Source organism: Rhizobium album (assembly GCF_003122325.1).
Classification (GTDB): domain Bacteria; phylum Pseudomonadota; class Alphaproteobacteria; order Rhizobiales; family Rhizobiaceae; genus Metarhizobium; species Metarhizobium album.
The window spans coordinates 97,087-114,195 of the sequence record NZ_QFBC01000010.1 but is presented as its reverse complement, the minus strand read 5'-3'; the positions used below and the strand labels follow the sequence as shown (position 1 = coordinate 114,195).

Annotated in this window: 16 protein-coding genes; 8 read left to right on the top strand and 8 right to left on the bottom strand. The window is 63.2% G+C overall.

Going from position 1 to position 17,109, the window contains the following annotated elements:
* The first annotated feature begins 55 nt into the window (after positions 1 to 55).
* From DEM27_RS20445 to DEM27_RS20430, 4 genes are all read left to right on the top strand, one after another.
* Positions 56 to 925 (top strand): outer membrane protein assembly factor BamD, encoded by an 870-nt coding sequence (locus tag DEM27_RS20445; RefSeq protein WP_205908935.1) that lies wholly within the window; start codon positions 56 to 58, stop codon positions 923 to 925.
* A gap of 13 nt (positions 926 to 938) precedes the next feature.
* Positions 939 to 2,612, top strand: coding sequence for a DNA repair protein RecN (gene recN, locus DEM27_RS20440; protein WP_109460102.1), 1,674 nt, complete (start codon positions 939 to 941; stop codon positions 2,610 to 2,612).
* Between the two features lie 106 nt (positions 2,613 to 2,718).
* Entirely contained in the window at positions 2,719 to 4,875 is a 2,157-nt protein-coding gene (gene ligA / locus DEM27_RS20435) for an NAD-dependent DNA ligase LigA (RefSeq protein ID WP_109460101.1), read from the top strand.
* Between the two features lie 282 nt (positions 4,876 to 5,157).
* Positions 5,158 to 5,649: a CreA family protein gene (locus tag DEM27_RS20430; protein WP_205908934.1), complete on the top strand. Its 492-nt coding sequence runs from the start codon at positions 5,158 to 5,160 to the stop codon at positions 5,647 to 5,649.
* 251 nt (positions 5,650 to 5,900) lie between these two features.
* On the opposite strand, the gene DEM27_RS20425 is transcribed toward DEM27_RS20430, so the two are convergent.
* From DEM27_RS20425 to DEM27_RS20415, 3 genes are all read right to left on the bottom strand, one after another.
* Positions 5,901 to 6,284, bottom strand: coding sequence for a hypothetical protein (locus DEM27_RS20425; protein ID WP_109460100.1), 384 nt, complete (start codon positions 6,282 to 6,284; stop codon positions 5,901 to 5,903).
* Positions 6,285 to 6,459: 175 nt separating this feature from the next.
* On the bottom strand, positions 6,460 to 6,924 hold the full coding sequence (locus DEM27_RS20420; protein ID WP_109460099.1) for a chemotaxis protein CheW: 465 nt from the start codon (positions 6,922 to 6,924) through the stop codon (positions 6,460 to 6,462).
* 2 nt (positions 6,925 to 6,926) lie between these two features.
* Entirely contained in the window at positions 6,927 to 8,894 is a 1,968-nt protein-coding gene (locus tag DEM27_RS20415; RefSeq protein WP_109460098.1) for a methyl-accepting chemotaxis protein, read from the bottom strand.
* 335 nt (positions 8,895 to 9,229) lie between these two features.
* Between DEM27_RS20415 and DEM27_RS20410 the strand changes: the two genes are divergently transcribed.
* The 3 genes from DEM27_RS20410 to DEM27_RS20400 all read left to right on the top strand — a co-directional run bounded on the left by DEM27_RS20410 (position 9,230) and on the right by DEM27_RS20400 (position 13,116).
* Positions 9,230 to 9,832 carry an SCO family protein gene (locus tag DEM27_RS20410; protein ID WP_109460192.1) on the top strand — a complete coding sequence of 201 codons (603 nt, stop codon included), beginning with the start codon at positions 9,230 to 9,232 and terminating at the stop codon, positions 9,830 to 9,832.
* A gap of 143 nt (positions 9,833 to 9,975) precedes the next feature.
* The gene (locus tag DEM27_RS20405; RefSeq protein WP_109460097.1) at positions 9,976 to 10,854 is read left to right on the top strand and encodes a 50S ribosomal protein L11 methyltransferase; all 879 of its coding nucleotides are present in this window, start codon (positions 9,976 to 9,978) and stop codon (positions 10,852 to 10,854) included.
* Positions 10,855 to 11,283: 429 nt separating this feature from the next.
* A complete protein-coding gene (locus DEM27_RS20400; RefSeq protein WP_109460096.1) occupies positions 11,284 to 13,116 on the top strand; it encodes an aminopeptidase P family protein in 1,833 nt (610 codons plus the stop codon).
* On the opposite strand, the gene DEM27_RS20395 is transcribed toward DEM27_RS20400, so the two are convergent.
* On the bottom strand, positions 13,109 to 13,420 hold the full coding sequence (locus DEM27_RS20395) for an AzlD family protein (protein ID WP_109460095.1): 312 nt from the start codon (positions 13,418 to 13,420) through the stop codon (positions 13,109 to 13,111). The two genes, DEM27_RS20400 and DEM27_RS20395, sit on opposite strands and share 8 nt — an antisense overlap.
* A 4-nt stretch (positions 13,421 to 13,424) precedes the next feature.
* Positions 13,425 to 14,141 carry an AzlC family ABC transporter permease gene (locus tag DEM27_RS20390; protein ID WP_109460094.1) on the bottom strand — a complete coding sequence of 239 codons (717 nt, stop codon included), beginning with the start codon at positions 14,139 to 14,141 and terminating at the stop codon, positions 13,425 to 13,427.
* Between the two features lie 122 nt (positions 14,142 to 14,263).
* Here DEM27_RS20390 and DEM27_RS20385 point away from each other — a divergent pair, with 122 nt between their 5' ends.
* The gene (locus tag DEM27_RS20385) at positions 14,264 to 14,515 is read left to right on the top strand and encodes a DUF2164 domain-containing protein (protein ID WP_109460093.1); all 252 of its coding nucleotides are present in this window, start codon (positions 14,264 to 14,266) and stop codon (positions 14,513 to 14,515) included.
* A gap of 5 nt (positions 14,516 to 14,520) precedes the next feature.
* On the opposite strand, the gene panB is transcribed toward DEM27_RS20385, so the two are convergent.
* The 3 genes from panB to pncA form a co-directional block, all read right to left on the bottom strand.
* Positions 14,521 to 15,342, bottom strand: a complete 822-nt coding sequence (gene panB / locus DEM27_RS20380; RefSeq protein WP_109460092.1) for a 3-methyl-2-oxobutanoate hydroxymethyltransferase — start codon at positions 15,340 to 15,342, stop codon at positions 14,521 to 14,523.
* A 1-nt stretch (position 15,343) separates the two neighbouring features.
* Positions 15,344 to 16,219, bottom strand: coding sequence for a pantoate--beta-alanine ligase (gene panC / locus DEM27_RS20375; protein ID WP_109460091.1), 876 nt, complete (start codon positions 16,217 to 16,219; stop codon positions 15,344 to 15,346).
* 258 nt (positions 16,220 to 16,477) lie between these two features.
* Positions 16,478 to 17,104, bottom strand: coding sequence for a bifunctional nicotinamidase/pyrazinamidase (gene pncA, locus DEM27_RS20370; protein WP_109460090.1), 627 nt, complete (start codon positions 17,102 to 17,104; stop codon positions 16,478 to 16,480).
* Positions 17,105 to 17,109 lie beyond the last annotated feature (5 nt).

The following is a 17,109-nucleotide window of genomic DNA, read 5'->3' as shown; positions in this document are numbered from 1 at the left end:
AACGCCAGCAAGGGGCGGCGTTTCGCGGTCGCGACGACAAGTGGGATTTGTCCAGATGGATAGTGCGGGGTCTTTGATGATGAAGAAGGCAGCAAGAATTGTGGTCGCGTCCTTGCTGTTTGTCGGCACGGGAGCCCTCGTGGCCGGGTGCCAGACGGACCCCGACATCGACATCACCAAGCTCGGCGTCGAAACCGATCCGCCGGAAGTGCTCTACAATCAGGGTCTTGCCAACCTCAAGGCCGGCAACATCAACGAAGCCGGACGCAAGTTCGATGCGATTGATCGCGAGCATCCGTTCACCGACTGGTCGCGCAAGGCGCTGGTCATGTCGACCTTCGTCAAGTATCGCCAGACGCAGTACGACGAAGCGGTGACGGCCGGTACGCGCTACATGAACCAGTTTCCGCATTCCGCAGATGCCGCCTATGTGCAGTATCTGATCGGTCTTTCCTATTCCAAGCAGATCGTCGACGTGACGCAGGACCAGCGCGCTGCCGCCAAGACCATCGAAGCCATGCTGAAGGTCGTCAACGACTATCCGAAGTCGGAATATGTCGACGACGCGCAGGCGAAAATCCGCTTTGCCCGCGACCAGCTTGCCGGCAAGGAAATGCAGATCGGCCGTTATTACCTGGAACGCAAGGAATATCTGGCGGCGATTTCGCGCTTCCGCGTCGTGGTCGAGCAGTTCCCGAACACCAACCAGGTGGAAGAGGCGCTGGCGCGTCTGGTCGAGGCCTATTACGCCATGGGCATCGTGCAGGAGGCGCAAACCGCCGCCGCCGTTCTCGGTCACAACTATCCGGACAGCCAGTGGTATGCCGACAGCTTCAAGCTGCTGCAGAGCGGTGGCGTGGCGCCGCGTGAAAACAGCGGTTCCTGGATAGCGCGCGCCGGCAAGCGAATTCTGCTTGGAACCTGAGACCTGAAAGCCGATGCTCGTTCAGTTGTCGATCCGCGATATCGTCTTGATCGAACGGCTGGATCTGGCCTTCGAGACGGGGCTTTCCGTGCTGACCGGCGAAACCGGCGCCGGCAAATCCATCCTGCTCGACAGCCTGTCGCTGGCGCTTGGCGGCCGCGGTGACGGCGGCCTCGTCCGCCATGGCGAAGACAAGGGCCAGGTGACGGCCGTCTTCGACGTGCCGGCGGATCACGCCGTGCGCAAGCTGGTGCGGGACAACGGTTTCGACGACGACGGCGACCTGATCTTCCGGCGGCAGCAATCGGCGGACGGACGCACCAAGGCCTATATCAACGACCAGCCGGTCAGTGTGCAGCTGATGCGCCAGGCGGGCCAGATGCTGGTGGAAATCCACGGCCAACATGACGACCGCGCTCTGGTCGATACCAATGCCCACCGTCTTCTTCTCGATGCCTTCGCCGGTCTCAGCGACGAGGCGGTGGCGGTTGCGGGCTTTTACCGCAGCTGGAAGGACGCCGAGCGCAGCCTGCGAAAACACCGCGAAAAGGTGGAAAATGCGGCGCGCGAAGCGGATTACCTGCGCTCCTCGGTCGAGGAGCTGGAGGTGCTTGCGCCGAAGGACGGCGAGGAGGAGGAACTCGCCGAACGTCGCGCCCGGATGCAGAAATCCGAGCGCATTGCCGGCGACATTTCCGAAGCCAGCGAATTCCTGAACGGCAATGCCTCGCCCGTGCCGCATATCGCCTCGCTGGTGCGGCGGCTGGAGCGCAAGAGCCACGAGGCGCCGGGCCTGCTGGAAGAGACGGTAGCGCTGCTCGATGCGGCGCTCGACCAGCTGTCCAACGCCCAGATGGAAGTCGAGGCCGCCCTGCGGCGCACCGAGTTCGATCCGCGGGAGCTGGAGCGCGTCGAGGAGCGGCTGTTTTCGCTGCGCGCTGCGTCACGCAAATATTCCGTCCCCGTGACCGACTTGCCGGCACTGGCCGTGAAGATGATCGCCGACCTGGCCGAGCTCGATGCCGGCGAGGAGCGGCTGGCGCAACTGGACAAATTGCTGGGCGAGGCGAAGCAGGTTTTCGATACGGCGGCCCGTGCGCTTTCGGACAAGCGACGCCATGCGGCGGAGGCGCTTGCGGCCGCTGTCATGGCCGAACTGCCGGCGTTGAAGCTGGAGCGGGCGCGCTTCATGGTCGAGATCACCACCGATCCCGAAGAGGGCACGGCCGAGGGAATCGATGTCGTCGAATTCCATGTCCAGACCAATCCCGGCACGCGTCCCGGGCCGATCATGAAGGTGGCGTCGGGTGGCGAGCTGTCGCGCTTCCTGCTGGCGCTGAAGGTGGCGCTCGCCGATCGCGGCTCGGCGCCGACGCTCGTCTTCGACGAAATTGACACTGGCGTCGGCGGGGCGGTGGCCGATGCCATCGGCCAGCGGCTGAAGCGGCTTTCCGCACGGGTGCAGGTTCTCTCCGTGACGCATGCGCCGCAGGTGGCGGCCCGCGCCGCCACGCATTTCCTCATCTCGAAGGGACCGGCCGGCGGCAATTCCGACAAGATCGCCACACGCGTCGCCACCATGGCGCCTTCGGACCGCACCGAGGAGATCGCCCGGATGCTGGCCGGCGCTTCTGTCACGGATGAGGCGCGTGCGGCGGCAAAACGCCTGCTTTCGGGCGGCGGCTAGGCGTTCGCGGTGCGCCGCGGCATCATCCTTTGCAATTGCCGGCGGCTCCCTTTCAATCGCAGAATTTTGCTCTAAAACCTTTCCAGATTGTCCGGAGTGAGACCCCATGCCGACCGAAACCATCGCCGTCGAAGACCTGACGCCCGAGCAGGCCGCAGCCGAGCTGGAGCGTCTGGCAAAAGAGATCGCCCATCACGACGAGCTCTATCACGGCAAGGATGCGCCGGAGATCAGCGATGCCGACTATGACGGGCTGAAGCGCCGCAACGAGGAGATCGAGCAGCGGTTTCCGGAGCTTTTGCGGGCCGACAGCCCCTCCCTGCACGTCGGGGCGGCGCCGTTGCCGACCTTCGCACCGATCACCCATTCGCGGCCGATGCTGTCGCTCGACAACACGTTTTCCGACGAGGACGTGCGCGATTTCATCGGTTCCGTCTATCGTTTCCTCGGCCGGCTTCCGGACGGTTCGATTGCCTTTACCGCCGAACCGAAGATCGACGGGCTGTCGATGTCGATCCGCTACGAGGGCGGCAGGCTGGTGAATGCCGCCACCCGCGGCGACGGCACGACGGGCGAGAACGTCACGGAAAACATCAAAACCATCCGGGAGATCCCCAACGTCCTGCCGGCTGGCGCGCCCGACGTCGTGGAAATCCGCGGCGAAGTCTACATGGCGAAAAGCGACTTCCTGGCCCTCAACGAGCAGATGGTCGCCGAGGGCAAGCAGACCTACGTCAACCCGCGCAACACCGCGGCGGGATCGCTGCGCCAGCTCGACGCCAAGGTGACGGCGAGCCGCAAGCTGCGGTTCTTCGCTTATGCCTGGGGCGAAATGTCAGAAATGCCGGCGGATACGCAGTTCGGCATGGTGCAGGTGTTCAAGGACTGGGGGTTTCCCGTTAATCCGATGATGAAGCGGCTCAGCTCCGTCGAGGAGATCCTGGCGCATTATCACGAGATCGGCCTGGCCCGGCCCGGCCTCGACTACGACATCGACGGCGTCGTCTACAAGGTCGACCAGCTGGCGCTGCAGGAGCGTCTCGGTTTCCGCTCGCGCAGCCCGCGCTGGGCGACGGCGCACAAGTTCCCGGCCGAGCAGGCATTTACCACCGTCGAGGGCATCGACATCCAGGTCGGCCGCACCGGGGCGATGACACCCGTCGCGCGGCTGACGCCGGTGACCGTCGGCGGCGTGGTGGTGACCAATGCGACGCTGCACAATGCCGATTACATCGAGGGCATCGGCAACGGCGGCGAGCGCATCCGCGAGGAAGGGCACGATATCCGCATCGGCGACACGGTGATCGTCCAGCGCGCCGGCGACGTCATCCCGCAGGTGCTGGATGTGGTGATGGAGAAGCGGTCGGCAGATGCCGCGCGTTATGATTTCCCGAAGCGCTGCCCGGTGTGCGGCAGCCACGCGGTGCGCGAACGCAATGAAAAGACCGGCAAGCTCGATTCGGTGACACGCTGCACCGGCGGTTTCGTCTGCCGGGCGCAGGCGACGGAACATCTGAAACATTTCGTCTCGCGCAATGCTTTCGATATCGAAGGGCTGGGCGCAAAGCAGGTCGATTTCTTCTTCGAGGCGGACGATCCGGCTTTGTCGATCCGCACCGCCCCCGACATCTTCACGCTGAAACGCCGGCAGGAGGCTTCGCTCACAAAGCTCGAAAACATCGACGGTTTCGGCAAGGTCAGCGTGCGCAAGTTATACGATGCGATCGACGAACGGCGCAGCATCGCGCTGCACCGGTTCATCTATGCGCTCGGCATCCGCCATGTCGGCGAAACCACCGCCAAGCTCCTGGCGCGCTCCTACGGCACCTATGAAGCGCTGCAGGCGGCGATGGCGGAGGCAGCCGACTTCAGCGGCGATGCCTGGACCGATCTCAACAATATCGAGGGCATCGGCGAGGTCGTGGCGCGCGCCATCGTCGAATTCTTCAAGGAGCCGCGCAACACCGAGGTCATCGGCAAGCTGATTGCGGAAGTGACGCCCCAGACGGCGGAACAACCGGCCACGACGGGCAGTCCGGTTACCGGCAAGACAGTGGTGTTCACCGGCTCGCTGGAAAAGATGACGCGGGAGGAGGCGAAGGCCAATGCCGAGCGCCTGGGCGCCAAGGTGGCCGGTTCGGTATCGAAGAAGACCGATATTCTTGTCGCCGGACCGGGCGCCGGCTCCAAGCTCGCCAAGGCGGCGGAACTCGGCATCCAGACGATGGACGAAGACGAGTGGCTGGCCCTCATCGGCGGCTGAGGTTTTTGGCATTTGTGGCGATCGCTTTTGGCGTGGTTTCGCCTTTCCCCTTCTCCCCGCGGAGAGAAGGTGGTCCGAAGGGTCGGATGAGGGGGAGGCCAGGAGTGCAGGTTTTGCCGTGTGACACCCCTTCATCCCGCTGCCGCGGCCTTCTCCCCGAGGGGAGAAGGGGGCAGGCGGCATCCCTTCATTCCGTATGCGATCGTCTCGGGAGGTTGACCTTCTTGCATTGCCGTGGCCCATGCCTATCTACAGGGCGTCACCGATAAGGAGGGGCCGTTCATGGGAATAGTTTTTCGCCGCGTTGCCGTTGCGTTCGCTTCGCTGGTTTGCCTTGCTCTTCCCGCCCGGGCGGAAGTGGTGGGAGAGGTCGGCGTCGACTGGATCGGCAACGATATCATCGTCGAAGCGGTGGCGGATCCGAAGATTTCCGGCGTGACCTGCCATGTCACCTATTTCGAGCGCGGCATCATCGATCGCCTGAAGAACGGCAACTGGTTCGAAGATCCCTCCAACAACTCCATCGCCTGCCGCCAGACGGGGCCGATCACCATCGGCAACATCGACCTGTCGAAGGATGGCGAGGAGGTGTTTCGCGAAGGCATGTCGCTGATCTGGAAATCGCTGGTCGTCAACCGCATCTACGACAAGACCAACGACACGCTGATCTATCTGGTTCATACCCGCGAACTCACGGATGGCTCCGCCAAGATGGCGATTTCGACCATACCGCTCTACAATCAGCCGGTGGAATGGAAAAACGGCAAGCCCTGAGGGCCGCCGCAGCGTTCGAACCAAAAATGGTCGCGCAACGGCTTCGAAATCACGAATTTTTCATCGCCGCTGTTCTTTTCCTGCAATTCATACTGATGCAAACTGCGGCTGGACACCGGCATGTCGTGCTAAAGTTGTTCTGTTTTCGCGACCTGTTCTTGTCTTGCCCCATTGGCCTGGTGGTTCAACCCCATCCGTCAGCACCAATCACAGCCCTGGACGCCGTTCGCGTCCGGGGCATGTGATCTTTCCTATTCGACATAAAACACGTTCGATCCATCGCTATCCTGGCCGACGGCAATGACGTTGATCACGTCAATATTCTGGTCGCGCAGTTGCGCTACCGCCAGCGGATCGTCGTTCAGAACTTTTCGCGCCCTGTTGACCTCGACAAGGTTCTGCGCCCTCTGTTCGATCAATCGGCGCTTCGGGTCGTTGCGGTCGAGATCGGCAACGAAGATGACGCTGAAAAGGGTAGGCGCAATCGAGCCCGTCGTCATGGCATCCGTGCCCGGTATGGTCTGATCCGCTATCGCTGCCCCCAGCCTCGGACCCTTGGGATCGGCCGCGTGCGCGCTTCCGCCGGCGGCGGAAAGGGTGAGTAGGACGGAAAGCGCTGCAGAGATGGTCTTCATGACCGTGGTCCTTGCCGGTTCGAGCGGAGTCAACCGATGAAACGCGCGGAACCTGAGGTTGTTCCGCGGGTCTTAACCAATTGGCAAGGAATTTCGGCATGCCTGTCCCGCAAACGCCTTCGGCCGCCCCGTCGAGGACGAGGCGGCTGACCGGGAAGGTCTGCAGGAAGGCTTTTTAAGCGGCTTGCGCCAGCTCGTCGGCGATGACCGTGTCGAGGTTGAGGAAGCAGACCATGGTCTTTTCCAGGGCGACGATGCCGCGGCAGAAGGCGCGCTGGGCTTCCGGAATGATTTCCGGCGCCGGCTGCAGGTCTTCGCTGCGGATGGTCATCATGTCGGAGACCTGTTCGACCAGCAGGCCGACGAGCTTGCCGGCGATGTCGGTGACGATGATCGCCGAGCGCTCGGACGGCTCGGTCATCTTCATGCCGAGGCGGCAGGCCATGTCGATGACCGGGATCACCGCGCCGCGCAGGTTGATGAGGCCGAGCACGTAGGGCGGGGTATGCGGCATCGGCGTCACCGGTGCCCAGCCGCGGATCTCGCGGATGGCCATGATGTCGATGCAGAATTCCTGGTCGCCGAGGTGGAACGATACGATTTCGAGATAGGCTCCCGACTGCTTGATGGCGTTGGACATGATCAGAACTCTTCCCATTCTTCGCTGACCGCCGCAGGCGCGGGCTTGCGGGCGGCATTGCCGTTGCTGAAAGTCCCCGCAACCCTGTTGAGCAGGGCCTTTGCGGGGGACGGTGTCGGACGCGAGGCGGCGGTGGCCGGTCGCGGCATCTGTGCGGAGGAAGCTCCGCCGCCGATATTGAACTGGCCGATCAGGTGGGCCAGGTTTTCCGCATCGCTGGCCAGGGTGTGGCTGGCGGCGTTGGTCTCTTCGACCATGGCGGCATTCTTCTGCGTCGCCTGGTCCATCTGGCTGACGGCGGTGTTGATTTCCGAAAGCCCGACGGACTGCTCGCGCGCGGAAGTGACGATCGACTGCACGTGGTCGTTGATGCGCAGCACGTTCTCGCCCATCTTGTTCAGGGATTCGCCGGTGGCAGTGACCAGCTGCACGCCGCTGTTGACTTCGGTGCTGGATTTGCCGACCAGCGTCTTGATGTCCTTGGCAGCCGTTGCGGCGCGGCCGGCGAGTTCACGCACTTCCTGGGCGACGACGGCGAAACCCTTGCCGGCTTCGCCGGCGCGGGCGGCCTCGACACCGGCATTGAGGGCGAGAAGATTGGTCTGGAAGGCGATTTCGTCGATGACGTTGATGATCTTGCCGATTTCCCGCGAGGCATCCTCGATGCGCTCCATGGCCGCCATCGCGTCGCTGACGATCTTGTCGGACTTTTCCGAATCGCGCTTGATCTCGTCTACCATGTGGCTCGCCTCTTCGGCGCGAACCGTGGCGCTGCGGACGGTGGCGGTGATCTGGTCGAGCGCGGCCGAGGTTTCCTCCAGGGATGCGGCCTGCTGCTCCGTGCGGCGGGCGAGATCGTCGGCGGAGACACGCATCTGACGGCTGTTTGCCTCGATCGAGGTGCCGTTTTCGCGGATTTCGATCAGCACCTGGCGAAGCCGCGCGGTCGTCCGGTTGAAGTCGGCGCGCAGCTGTTCGAAATCGGTGCGGAACGGATTGTCGATGCTGACGGTGACATCGCCTTCGGAAAGACGGTTCAGCGCATTCGCCAGCGCATCGACGACCGCCTTGATGGCCTTTTCTTCGGCACGCCGTTCGGCATCGCGGATTTTCTGCTCGCTTTCGTCGCGGCGGCGATTGTTGTCCGCCTGCTGCTCCAGCGACAGCTTCTCGACGGCTGCCAGGCGGAAGACTTCCGTGGCGCGCGCCATGTCGCCGATTTCGTCGCCGCGGCTGGTTTCGGAGACCGGCCTCGTCGTGTCGCCATCGACGATCTGCTGCATGCTCTGGCGGACGGCGGAGATGCCGCGGCGCAGCGATCCGCCATGGTATTTCTGCAGCGCCGTCATGGTCAGCAGGGCGATGAGGCCGAAGGCCAGCTGATAAAGCAGCGCCGAACTCGAGATCGCCTCGGCGTCGGCGACACTTTTCACCACCAGCTTGCCGCCGTCGGTGGACAGGGTTTTCAGAACCGCGCCCATGCGCGCGCCGGCGCCGTCGACTGCGTCATCGAGCTTGCCATATTCCTCGACGGGCGCGCCCTTCTCGACCATGGATTTCAGATCGACGGCGATGGCCTGTTGCAATTGCTTGAGATCGGCTTCGTAGGTGCCGACGAGCGCTTCCGCGCCGAGGTCTGCTGCGAGATCGCGCAGGATCTGCCGACCGTCGGAAAGGGTGCTGATCGAGGCCTGGATGGTCTGCATCCGTTCGGGCTGGATCGTCTTCTCGTCGCGGTCTATGATCGTGTCCATCGCCGCCAGCACGAGCTCGAGATTGGCGGTCCGCATTTCGTTGACGATGCCGACGCTGGTCTGGATGGTGTTGGCGCGGTCGAGGGCGGTGTTGACCTGGCTGTTCTGATACCAGCCGACAACAATCACGGAGCCGAAGCCGATGATCGCCGCGACGCTGAGCGACAACAGGCGCTGGCGCACGGACAATGTTTTTTCAATGCTGCTCGTCGACATGTGTTGTCTTGCCCCCGCGGCACCGTACACCGCTCTTCCGCAACCCCGAATTCACCCATGCGGAGGCCGGCAACAGCCGGCAGACATCATGTCAGGCAGTTGGAAGACCGCTAACGCACTCCAAAATTCTCAAAAATTGCTTAAACCTTCGCTAACGATATTCGCACCGGCAGCCGGAATGTCTGCAGATGACGCATGTTTACTTGCTGGATGATGCAATCGAGACAAATCCGCGCGGGCCGGCAGATAACGCGGAACTTGATTTGCCTCCCGGCGGGAGACGCGATATCTGGCGGCAAAGGGCGCATCTGGGCGCCGTGATCGCGGGGATTGGCATGAAAACCGTACGCATTATCCTTTGGGCCGCTGTCGTGGTGCTTGCCGGCGTGCTCGGCTGGCTGACGCTGGAAATGACGCGCTCGAAGCAGGAACTGGCGGACGGCCCGTTCGGCGTGCCGTTCCAGCTCGTCGCCCAAGATGGCCAGCCGATCACCGAGCAGGCGTTGCGCGGCAAGCCGACCGCTCTGTTCTTCGGCTTCACCCATTGCCCTGAAGTCTGCCCGACGACGCTTTACGAACTGGACGGTTGGCTGGCCAAGGTCGATCCGGATGGAACGAAGCTGCAGGCCTACTTCATCACCGTCGATCCGGAGCGCGACACGCCGGAACTTCTCGGCCAGTACATTTCAAACGTGTCCGGCCGTATCAAGGGGATCTCCGGTTCGCCGGACAAGATCGCCGAGGTGATCAAGGGTTTCCGGGTCTATGCCAAGAAGGTGCCGCTCGACGAGAAGGATCCGAACGGCGACTACACCATGGACCACACGGCCTCCGTCTTCCTGCTCGATTCGCAGGGTCGATTCTCCGGCACCATCGCCTATCAGGAAAATCCCGATACGGCGGTGAAGAAGCTGGAGAACCTTGCCGCGAAGGGATAGGGCAAGGTCCAGCAAAAATGCGCAGCGGTTTTGCGTCCGGAATTGCGTAGAACAAAATGCTCTGGACCGCGATTGCGGTCGGGGGGCGTTTGCCGCTAAAGACGGCGGTGAAGATCGCAAATCCGAGAAAGTGACCGACCGCCGTGGATATTCGCCTCTACGTTACGACGACCGAAAAGCGGGCCGGAGAGGTCCTCGACCTTATGAGCGAGGTTTTCGGCGAGGAAGATCTGGCGATCGCCACGACGGAAATCGACGAGAAGCGCGATATCTGGGAAGCCTCCATCTATATGATGCTGGATGAGGAGGCCGATGTCCGCGCCCGGCTGGACGCCATGGTGGCGGGCAGTTTTGCCGACCTGTCGATCATGCGCGAAGTCATCCCCGACATCGACTGGGTGGCGAAGTCGCTGGAAGGCCTGAAACCGGTAAGGGCAGGGCGTTTCCTCGTGCACGGCTCGCATGACCGCGACAAGGTTTCCATCAACGACATCGGCATCGAGATTGATGCCGGCCAGGCTTTCGGCACCGGCCATCACGGCACGACGGCCGGCTGCCTGGAGGTGATCGAGACGGTGATGCGCGCCCGCACGGTGCGCAATGCGCTCGATCTCGGCACTGGCAGCGGCGTGCTCGCCATTGCGGTGCGCAAGCTCCGGCACATTCCGGTGCTGGCGACCGACATCGATCCCATCGCCACCCGCGTCGCCCGAGAGAACGTGCGCCGCAACGGCATCGCCAACGGCATCACCACCGAAACAGCGCCGGGTTTCCATTCGGATGCCTTTCGCCGCCACGGCCCGTTCGACCTGATCATCGCCAACATCCTGGCGCGGCCGCTGATCAGGATGGCGCCGCAGCTTGCCGCCCATCTGGCGCCGGGCGGTTCGGTGATCCTGTCGGGGATTCTGGCGGCGCAACGCTGGAAGGTTCTGGCCGCCTATAACGGCGAACATCTCCGCCATGTCCGCACCATCTGGCGCAACGGCTGGGTGACCATCCATCTCGATCGGGCCGGGTGACAGGGGTTTCAGGGAGCCTGAAAAAGCAAAAGGCGGTGCCAGTGGCACCGCCTGCCGATCAGTCTGACCTGATCGTCGTCCGCGAGCCTTAGAGGAGGAGATGCTCGAGCGGACATCTAGCACCCTGAATACCCGATCGGAGGAGGGAGGAGGAGTGACCGACCGGATATTTCGCTCAGGGCGCGTAGCTCTTTCGCTTTTTTTCGAATGAGGTTCGTTCGAACCCCTTTCGTTGCCGCGCACTATACTCAGATTTTTTTGTCTGCCCAGAGGCAATCCCACATGGATGCCATGCGTCTGTTGCATATGTAATGCAGCGCCTGCTGATATGCCTATGCCGGCGGTGGCGGTCATTTGGCCTTTCCGCCCTTGCTTCGGCCGGATAGTATGCTGCGGTTTGGAATCGTTCAGCACAATTGGAAAGCCGCCATGTTTCAGTCTTTCGAGGTCACATCCACGCCCCAGTTCGGTCGCGAGCGGGTGGAGGCTTTGCGCGCCACCTTCGACGAACTCGGCATCGACGCTTTCCTGGTGCCGCGTGCCGATGAATATCAGGGCGAATATGTGCCGGCGTCGTCCGAGCGCCTGTCCTGGCTGACGGGTTTCACCGGATCGGCGGGCGTGGCGCTGATCGGCCGCGGGCAGGCGGTGGTTTTCGTCGACGGTCGTTATGTCACCCAGCTCGCCGAACAGGTGGACGGCGCGGTGTTCACTGGCGGGGACCTGGTCGGCGAGCCGCCGCATCTCTGGATCAAGAAGCATGCTCCCAAGGGATTCCGGCTGGGCATCGATCCGTGGCTGCACACCGGCGCCGAAGTGCGGCGCCTGGAAAAAGCGCTCGACGATATCGGTGGCGCGCTCGTCTTCCTGAAATACAATCCGCTCGATCGCCTGTGGGTCTCGCGTCCGGCCGAACCGCTGGGAGCGGTGACGATCCAGAATCTCGGCGAGTCCGGCGTGCTGGCGGCCGAAAAGATCGGCGCCATTGCCCATGACCTCAAGCAGAAGAATCTTGCGGCAGCGCTGATCACCGATCCGTCGTCGGTTGCCTGGATCTTCAACATCCGCGGCAAGGACGTGCCGCATACGCCGCATCCGCTGGCGCGCGCCATCATCCATGCCGACGGCAAGCCCGAACTTTTCCTCGATAAGCGCAAGACCAATATCGAGGCGGAAGCCTATCTCGCGCAGCTCAGCCATCAGGTGGCGCCGGATACGCTGGAAAAACGTCTCGCTGCCGTTGCGGCCGACGGTGCCCGCATCCTCGTCGATCCCGACCTGACGCCTTTCGCTTTGGCTGAACTGATCCGCGCCAAGGGCGGCGAGGTGGTCGAAGGCAACGATCCGGCCAAGCTGCCGCGCGCCTGCAAGAACCTTGTGGAGCTCAACGGTTCGGCGGCGGCGCATGTGCAGGACGGCGCGGCGATGGTCGAGTTCCTCGCCTGGCTGGAGGATACCAAGCCCGGCACGATCACCGAGATCGATGCGACGAAGAAGCTGGAAGAGGTGCGAGGCCGCGTCGGCCAGGCGATGCAGAATCCGCTGAAGGACATTTCTTTCGATACGATCGCCGGCGCCGGCGAGCATGCGGCGATCATGCATTACCGCGTCACCGTCGATACTGACCGCTTCATCGCGCCCGGCGAGCTTTTCCTGATCGATTCCGGCGCGCAATACATCAACGGCACGACCGACATCACCCGCACCGTGGCTATCGGCGCCGTCGATCACGAGCGCAAGCGCTTCTTCACGCTGGTGCTGAAGGGCATGATCGCCATTTCGACAGCCCGCTTTCCCAAGGGAACGCGCGGCTGCGACCTCGATCCGCTCGCCCGCATCAACCTGTGGAAGGCCGGAGCGGATTTCGCCCATGGCACCGGCCACGGCGTCGGCTCCTATCTCTCGGTGCATGAGGGGCCCCAGCGCATCTCGCGGCTTTCGACGCAGGAACTGCTGCCCGGGATGATCCTTTCCAACGAGCCCGGTTATTACCGCCCCGGCAGTTTCGGCATCCGCATCGAGAACCTGATCTATGTGCGCGAGGCGGAAGATGTCGATGGCGGCGACCAGCCGATGCTGGGCTTCGAGACGTTGACCTATTGCCCCATCGACCGCAATCTCATCCTGCGGGAGCTTTTGACCTTCGACGAAGTGCACTGGATCGATGCCTACCATGCGAAGACGCATGAAACGTTGTCGCCGCTGATCGAGGATCACGCGGTGCGCAGCTGGCTGCAGCAGGCGACCCGGCCGCTCAATTGAGGATGTGACGGAACCCCATGACGACCAGCCAGCCAATGGCCAGCATCGGCATGGCCGAGAATCGCAGGCCGATCACCAGGGCGACGGCCATCGCCACCTTGACTTCGATGCCGCCGGCGAAAAACGCCGGCGCCACGAGCGTGGTCAGCACGGCGGCGGGGACGGCGTTCAGGGCGGCGTCGAGCCGTGGCGGGATGCTTTTCAGCCGGGTGATCAGCACATAGCCGCCGATGCGCGTCGCGAAGGTGGCGACGGCGCAGAGCAGGATGAGGATGACCATGTCGCTGTTGAACAGGTTTTCCATCGGCCTACGCCTCCTGTTCCGCTGACTGGGCAGCGGCTGCCTGCTTGTCGACGGGCAGCAGGGCGGCAAGCACGATACCGGCGATGGCGCCGATGCTGACATGCCAGGGCGAACCGACGAATTGCAGCGCCAGTACCGAGGCGATGGCGCTGACGGCGACGATGGGGATGAAGTTCGGCTTCCTGCGGAACCCCATGACCAGCGCCATGAAATAGATCGGCAGCAGCACGTCGAGGCCGATGATTTTCGGATCGCCGATCAGCCTGCCGGAAACGCCGCCGAGCGCCGTCATTACCAGCCAGGGAAAATAGATGATCACGGCAAAGCCGGCATACCAGGCGAAGGTCACCTTGCGGCCGGTTTCGCCGCGCTGCACCGTCTGGGCGAATTGCGGATCGGTCAGCACATAAAAGGTCAGGAATTTTTCCAGCGGCGAAAAATGCCGGATGAAGCGGGCGATCGCCGCCGAATAGAGGATATGGCGGAAGTTCACCGCCAGCACGGACAGGACGATCAGCCAGGGCTGTACCTTGTGGCCGAACAGCTCGATGCCGACGAGCTGGCTGGCGCCGGCAAACACCGTGGCGCTCATCAGCGTCGCTTCGGCGATCGTCTGGCCGTTGGCGACGGCGACGGCGCCAAAAAGGGCGCCGAACGGCGCTGCCGAGACCATGACGGGAAACCCGCCGCGCAGGCCTTCCATAAATTCCGATCTGTCCATGAACCGCTTTCCCTGAAGATCAGGCAGCCTTAATGCGATGCGCTTGTTGCCGCAATCAAATATGGCTTATGGATCGATTGATTCCATTGAAGCATCGCGCTGTCCGCGCGGGGAGGAGGCTCATGAAGGTCGAGATTGGCAAGCCGGCGAAAGCGCTGCTGGTCGCGCGCATCCGCGATTATTTCGACGACGAACTCGGCCAGGAGATCGGCGCATTGCCGGCCGAACTGCTGCTCGATCTCATGTCGGAGCTGATCGGCCCTTATCACTACAATCAGGGATTGCGCGACGCGCATCAAACGTTCATCGCCAAGATGGACGACGTGGCGGATGCCGTCTATCTGCTCGAAAAGCCGGTGGAGGAGCGGCGGTAGCCGGCCTACTTCTTCACCTGGAACGTATGCTCCGGCCCCGGGAAGCGGCGCTCCTTGACCTCGCGGGCATACTCTTCCGCGGCCTTCGAGACGATCGGGGCCAATTCGGCGAAATGTTTGACGAAACGCGGCTTGAAGTCGTTGAACAGGCCAAGCATGTCGTCGGAGACAAGCACCTGCCCGTCGCAGGCCGGCGAGGCGCCGATGCCGATGGTCGGGATGGCGATGGTTTCGGTGATCTCGCGGGCCAGCGGTTCGACCGTGCCTTCGATGACGATGGCAAAGGCGCCGGCCTCGGTGATGGCGCGGGCGTCGCGGCGGATCTTGGCCGCCTCCTTGTCCGAACGGCCGAGCGAGCGGTAACCGCCTGTCGTGTTCACCTGCTGCGGCATCAGCCCGACATGGCCGAAGACCGGAATGCCGCGGCTGGTGAGGAAGACGACCGTTTCGGCCATTTCCTCGCCGCCTTCCAGCTTGACGCCGTCGCAGCCGGTTTCCTTGAGGATGCGCGCGGCATTGCGGAAGGCCTGTTCCCTGGATTCCTGGTAACTGCCGAAGGGCAAATCGACGATGACGCAGGATTTTTTGGCGCCGCGCATAACCGCCTGGCCGTGGGCGATCATCATCTCCATGGTGACGCAAACGGTGCTGTCCAGGCCGTAGAGCACCATGCCGAGCGAATCGCCGACCAGCAGCAGGTCGCAATGCGGATCGAGCAGCCGGGCGATCGGCGTCGTGTAGGCGGTGAGCGAGACGATGGGACGCTCGCCCTTCAGGGCGGTGATGGCGGCGGGGCTGAGGCGCCGCTGGGCTCCGACGGCGCTCATCTCAGGCGGCCCGGTGGGTTTCGGCCAGCGACCTGCCGATCAGGCAATTGTCGAGCAGCTTCGTCTTGCCGATGCGGATGTAGAGCAGCACCAGCGCCGGACGGTCGCCGATGGTCTCGATTTCTTCCAGCGTATCGGGATCGCGCAGTGCGACGACTTCGGGATCGGCCAACGGTTCGGTGGCGACGAAACGCCTGAGCGCATCCTCGAAGGCGGCAACGTCGCGCAGGCCACTGCGATAGAGACGTTCGGCCTCCGCCAGCGTTTTCGGCACGATCACCGCCGCGGCGCGCTCCGGCGCATTCAGGTAGACGTTGCGCGAGGAGCAGGCGAGGCCATCGGCCTCGCGCACCGTCGGCACCGGCACGATGCGCACCGGCTGCGCCAGGTCTTCGACCATGCGGCGGATGACGACGACCTGCTGGTAGTCCTTTTCGCCGAAATAGGCCTTGTCGGGCTGCGCGATGTTGAACAGCTTGGTGACCACGGTGGCGACGCCGGCGAAATGGCCGGGCCGGACGGCACCTTCCAGCTCGGCGCCGAGCGACGGCACGTCGACCACCGTCTCCATCGGCCGCGGATACATGTCCTCGACACCGGGGGCGAACAGGAAATCCACCTTGGCGGCGCGCAGCATGGCGGCGTCGCGCTCGAGGTCGCGCGGATATTTGGCGAGGTCCTCATTGGCGCCGAACTGCAGCGGATTGACGAAGATGGAGACGACGGTGACGTCGTTGTCGGCGCGGCTGCGGGCGACGAGCTGCATGTGGCCGACATGGAGGTAACCCATGGTCGGCACCAGGCCGATCGACCGCCCGGCGCGCCGATGAATGGCAAGACGTTCGCGCAGCGCAGCAATGCTGGTGATGATCTCCATGCCGGGTCCTCCGTCTTTGCGGCAGTGCGGCATAATCTCCCCGCAACACCGCTCATACCCCAAGAAATGCGGCTGTTTCCTAACCTGTGCAGTGCAAAAAGGCAATCGGCTTAATATCTATGCAAATGGGAGTGGGCGGCCTTGTTTTCAATGCGGCTAAAACAGGAAACCCCGCCTGGAAAGCGGCTGGCGCACGGGGGCAAACCGCCAAGGCCGTGCGTTGCGGCGGAGTGATGGACCGCGATGCAGACCAGATGGCTAAGCGCCGAGCACGGCCTTGCTGTCGGTGATCTCGACGCCGCCGGCGCGCATGTCGGCGATGGCGTCCGCCACGCCCTCGGCGGTGATGCCGCGGCTTGCATCCTCGATGAAGCGAATCTTGACGCCGGGCAGCATATCCGCCGCATCGAGCGCCGAAAACCTGACGCAATAGTCGGTCGCAAGGCCGCAGATATCCAGCTCCGTCACGCCCTTGCTGCGCAGGTAATCGGCAAGGCCGGTGAGGGCCGCCTGGTCGTTGTCGCGGAAGGCGGAATAGCTGTCGACGGCCGGGTTCTGGCCCTTTTGCTGCACATGGTCGATGGCCGAGGTTTTCAGGCCGGGATGGAACTCGGCGTCGCGGGTGCCCTGGACGCAATGATCCGGCCACATCATCTGCGGCTTGCCGGACAGTTCGCCCATGTCGAACGGCGCCTTGCCGGGATGGGCGGAAGCGAAACTGCCATGGCCGGCCGGATGCCAGTCCTGCGAGGCGACGATCAGGTCGTAGCGGCCGCTGTCGATCAGGCTGTTGGCGACAGGCACCACCTGGTCGCCCTCCGCGACGGGAAGGTTGCCGCCGGGGCAGAAACCGTTCTGGATGTCGATGAGCAGCAGGGCTTTCATGGGCG

What these genes read in the sequence shown, in the direction of transcription:
- DEM27_RS20395 (WP_109460095.1), bottom strand. Translation starts at nt 13,420, where the DNA reads ATGGAAAACCTGTTCAACAGCGACATGGTCATCCTCATCCTGCTCTGC.
- DEM27_RS20425 (WP_109460100.1), bottom strand. Translation starts at nt 6,284, where the DNA reads ATGAAGACCATCTCTGCAGCGCTTTCCGTCCTACTCACCCTTTCCGCC.
- DEM27_RS20410 (WP_109460192.1), top strand. Translation starts at nt 9,230, where the DNA reads ATGAAAACCGTACGCATTATCCTTTGGGCCGCTGTCGTGGTGCTTGCC.
- DEM27_RS20415 (WP_109460098.1), bottom strand. Translation starts at nt 8,894, where the DNA reads ATGTCGACGAGCAGCATTGAAAAAACATTGTCCGTGCGCCAGCGCCTG.
- DEM27_RS20445 (WP_205908935.1), top strand. Translation starts at nt 56, where the DNA reads ATGGATAGTGCGGGGTCTTTGATGATGAAGAAGGCAGCAAGAATTGTG.
- recN (WP_109460102.1), top strand. Translation starts at nt 939, where the DNA reads ATGCTCGTTCAGTTGTCGATCCGCGATATCGTCTTGATCGAACGGCTG.
- DEM27_RS20390 (WP_109460094.1), bottom strand. Translation starts at nt 14,141, where the DNA reads ATGGACAGATCGGAATTTATGGAAGGCCTGCGCGGCGGGTTTCCCGTC.
- DEM27_RS20400 (WP_109460096.1), top strand. Translation starts at nt 11,284, where the DNA reads ATGTTTCAGTCTTTCGAGGTCACATCCACGCCCCAGTTCGGTCGCGAG.
- ligA (WP_109460101.1), top strand. Translation starts at nt 2,719, where the DNA reads ATGCCGACCGAAACCATCGCCGTCGAAGACCTGACGCCCGAGCAGGCC.
- panB (WP_109460092.1), bottom strand. Translation starts at nt 15,342, where the DNA reads ATGAGCGCCGTCGGAGCCCAGCGGCGCCTCAGCCCCGCCGCCATCACC.
- pncA (WP_109460090.1), bottom strand. Translation starts at nt 17,104, where the DNA reads ATGAAAGCCCTGCTGCTCATCGACATCCAGAACGGTTTCTGCCCCGGC.
- panC (WP_109460091.1), bottom strand. Translation starts at nt 16,219, where the DNA reads ATGGAGATCATCACCAGCATTGCTGCGCTGCGCGAACGTCTTGCCATT.
- DEM27_RS20385 (WP_109460093.1), top strand. Translation starts at nt 14,264, where the DNA reads ATGAAGGTCGAGATTGGCAAGCCGGCGAAAGCGCTGCTGGTCGCGCGC.
- DEM27_RS20420 (WP_109460099.1), bottom strand. Translation starts at nt 6,924, where the DNA reads ATGTCCAACGCCATCAAGCAGTCGGGAGCCTATCTCGAAATCGTATCG.
- DEM27_RS20430 (WP_205908934.1), top strand. Translation starts at nt 5,158, where the DNA reads ATGGGAATAGTTTTTCGCCGCGTTGCCGTTGCGTTCGCTTCGCTGGTT.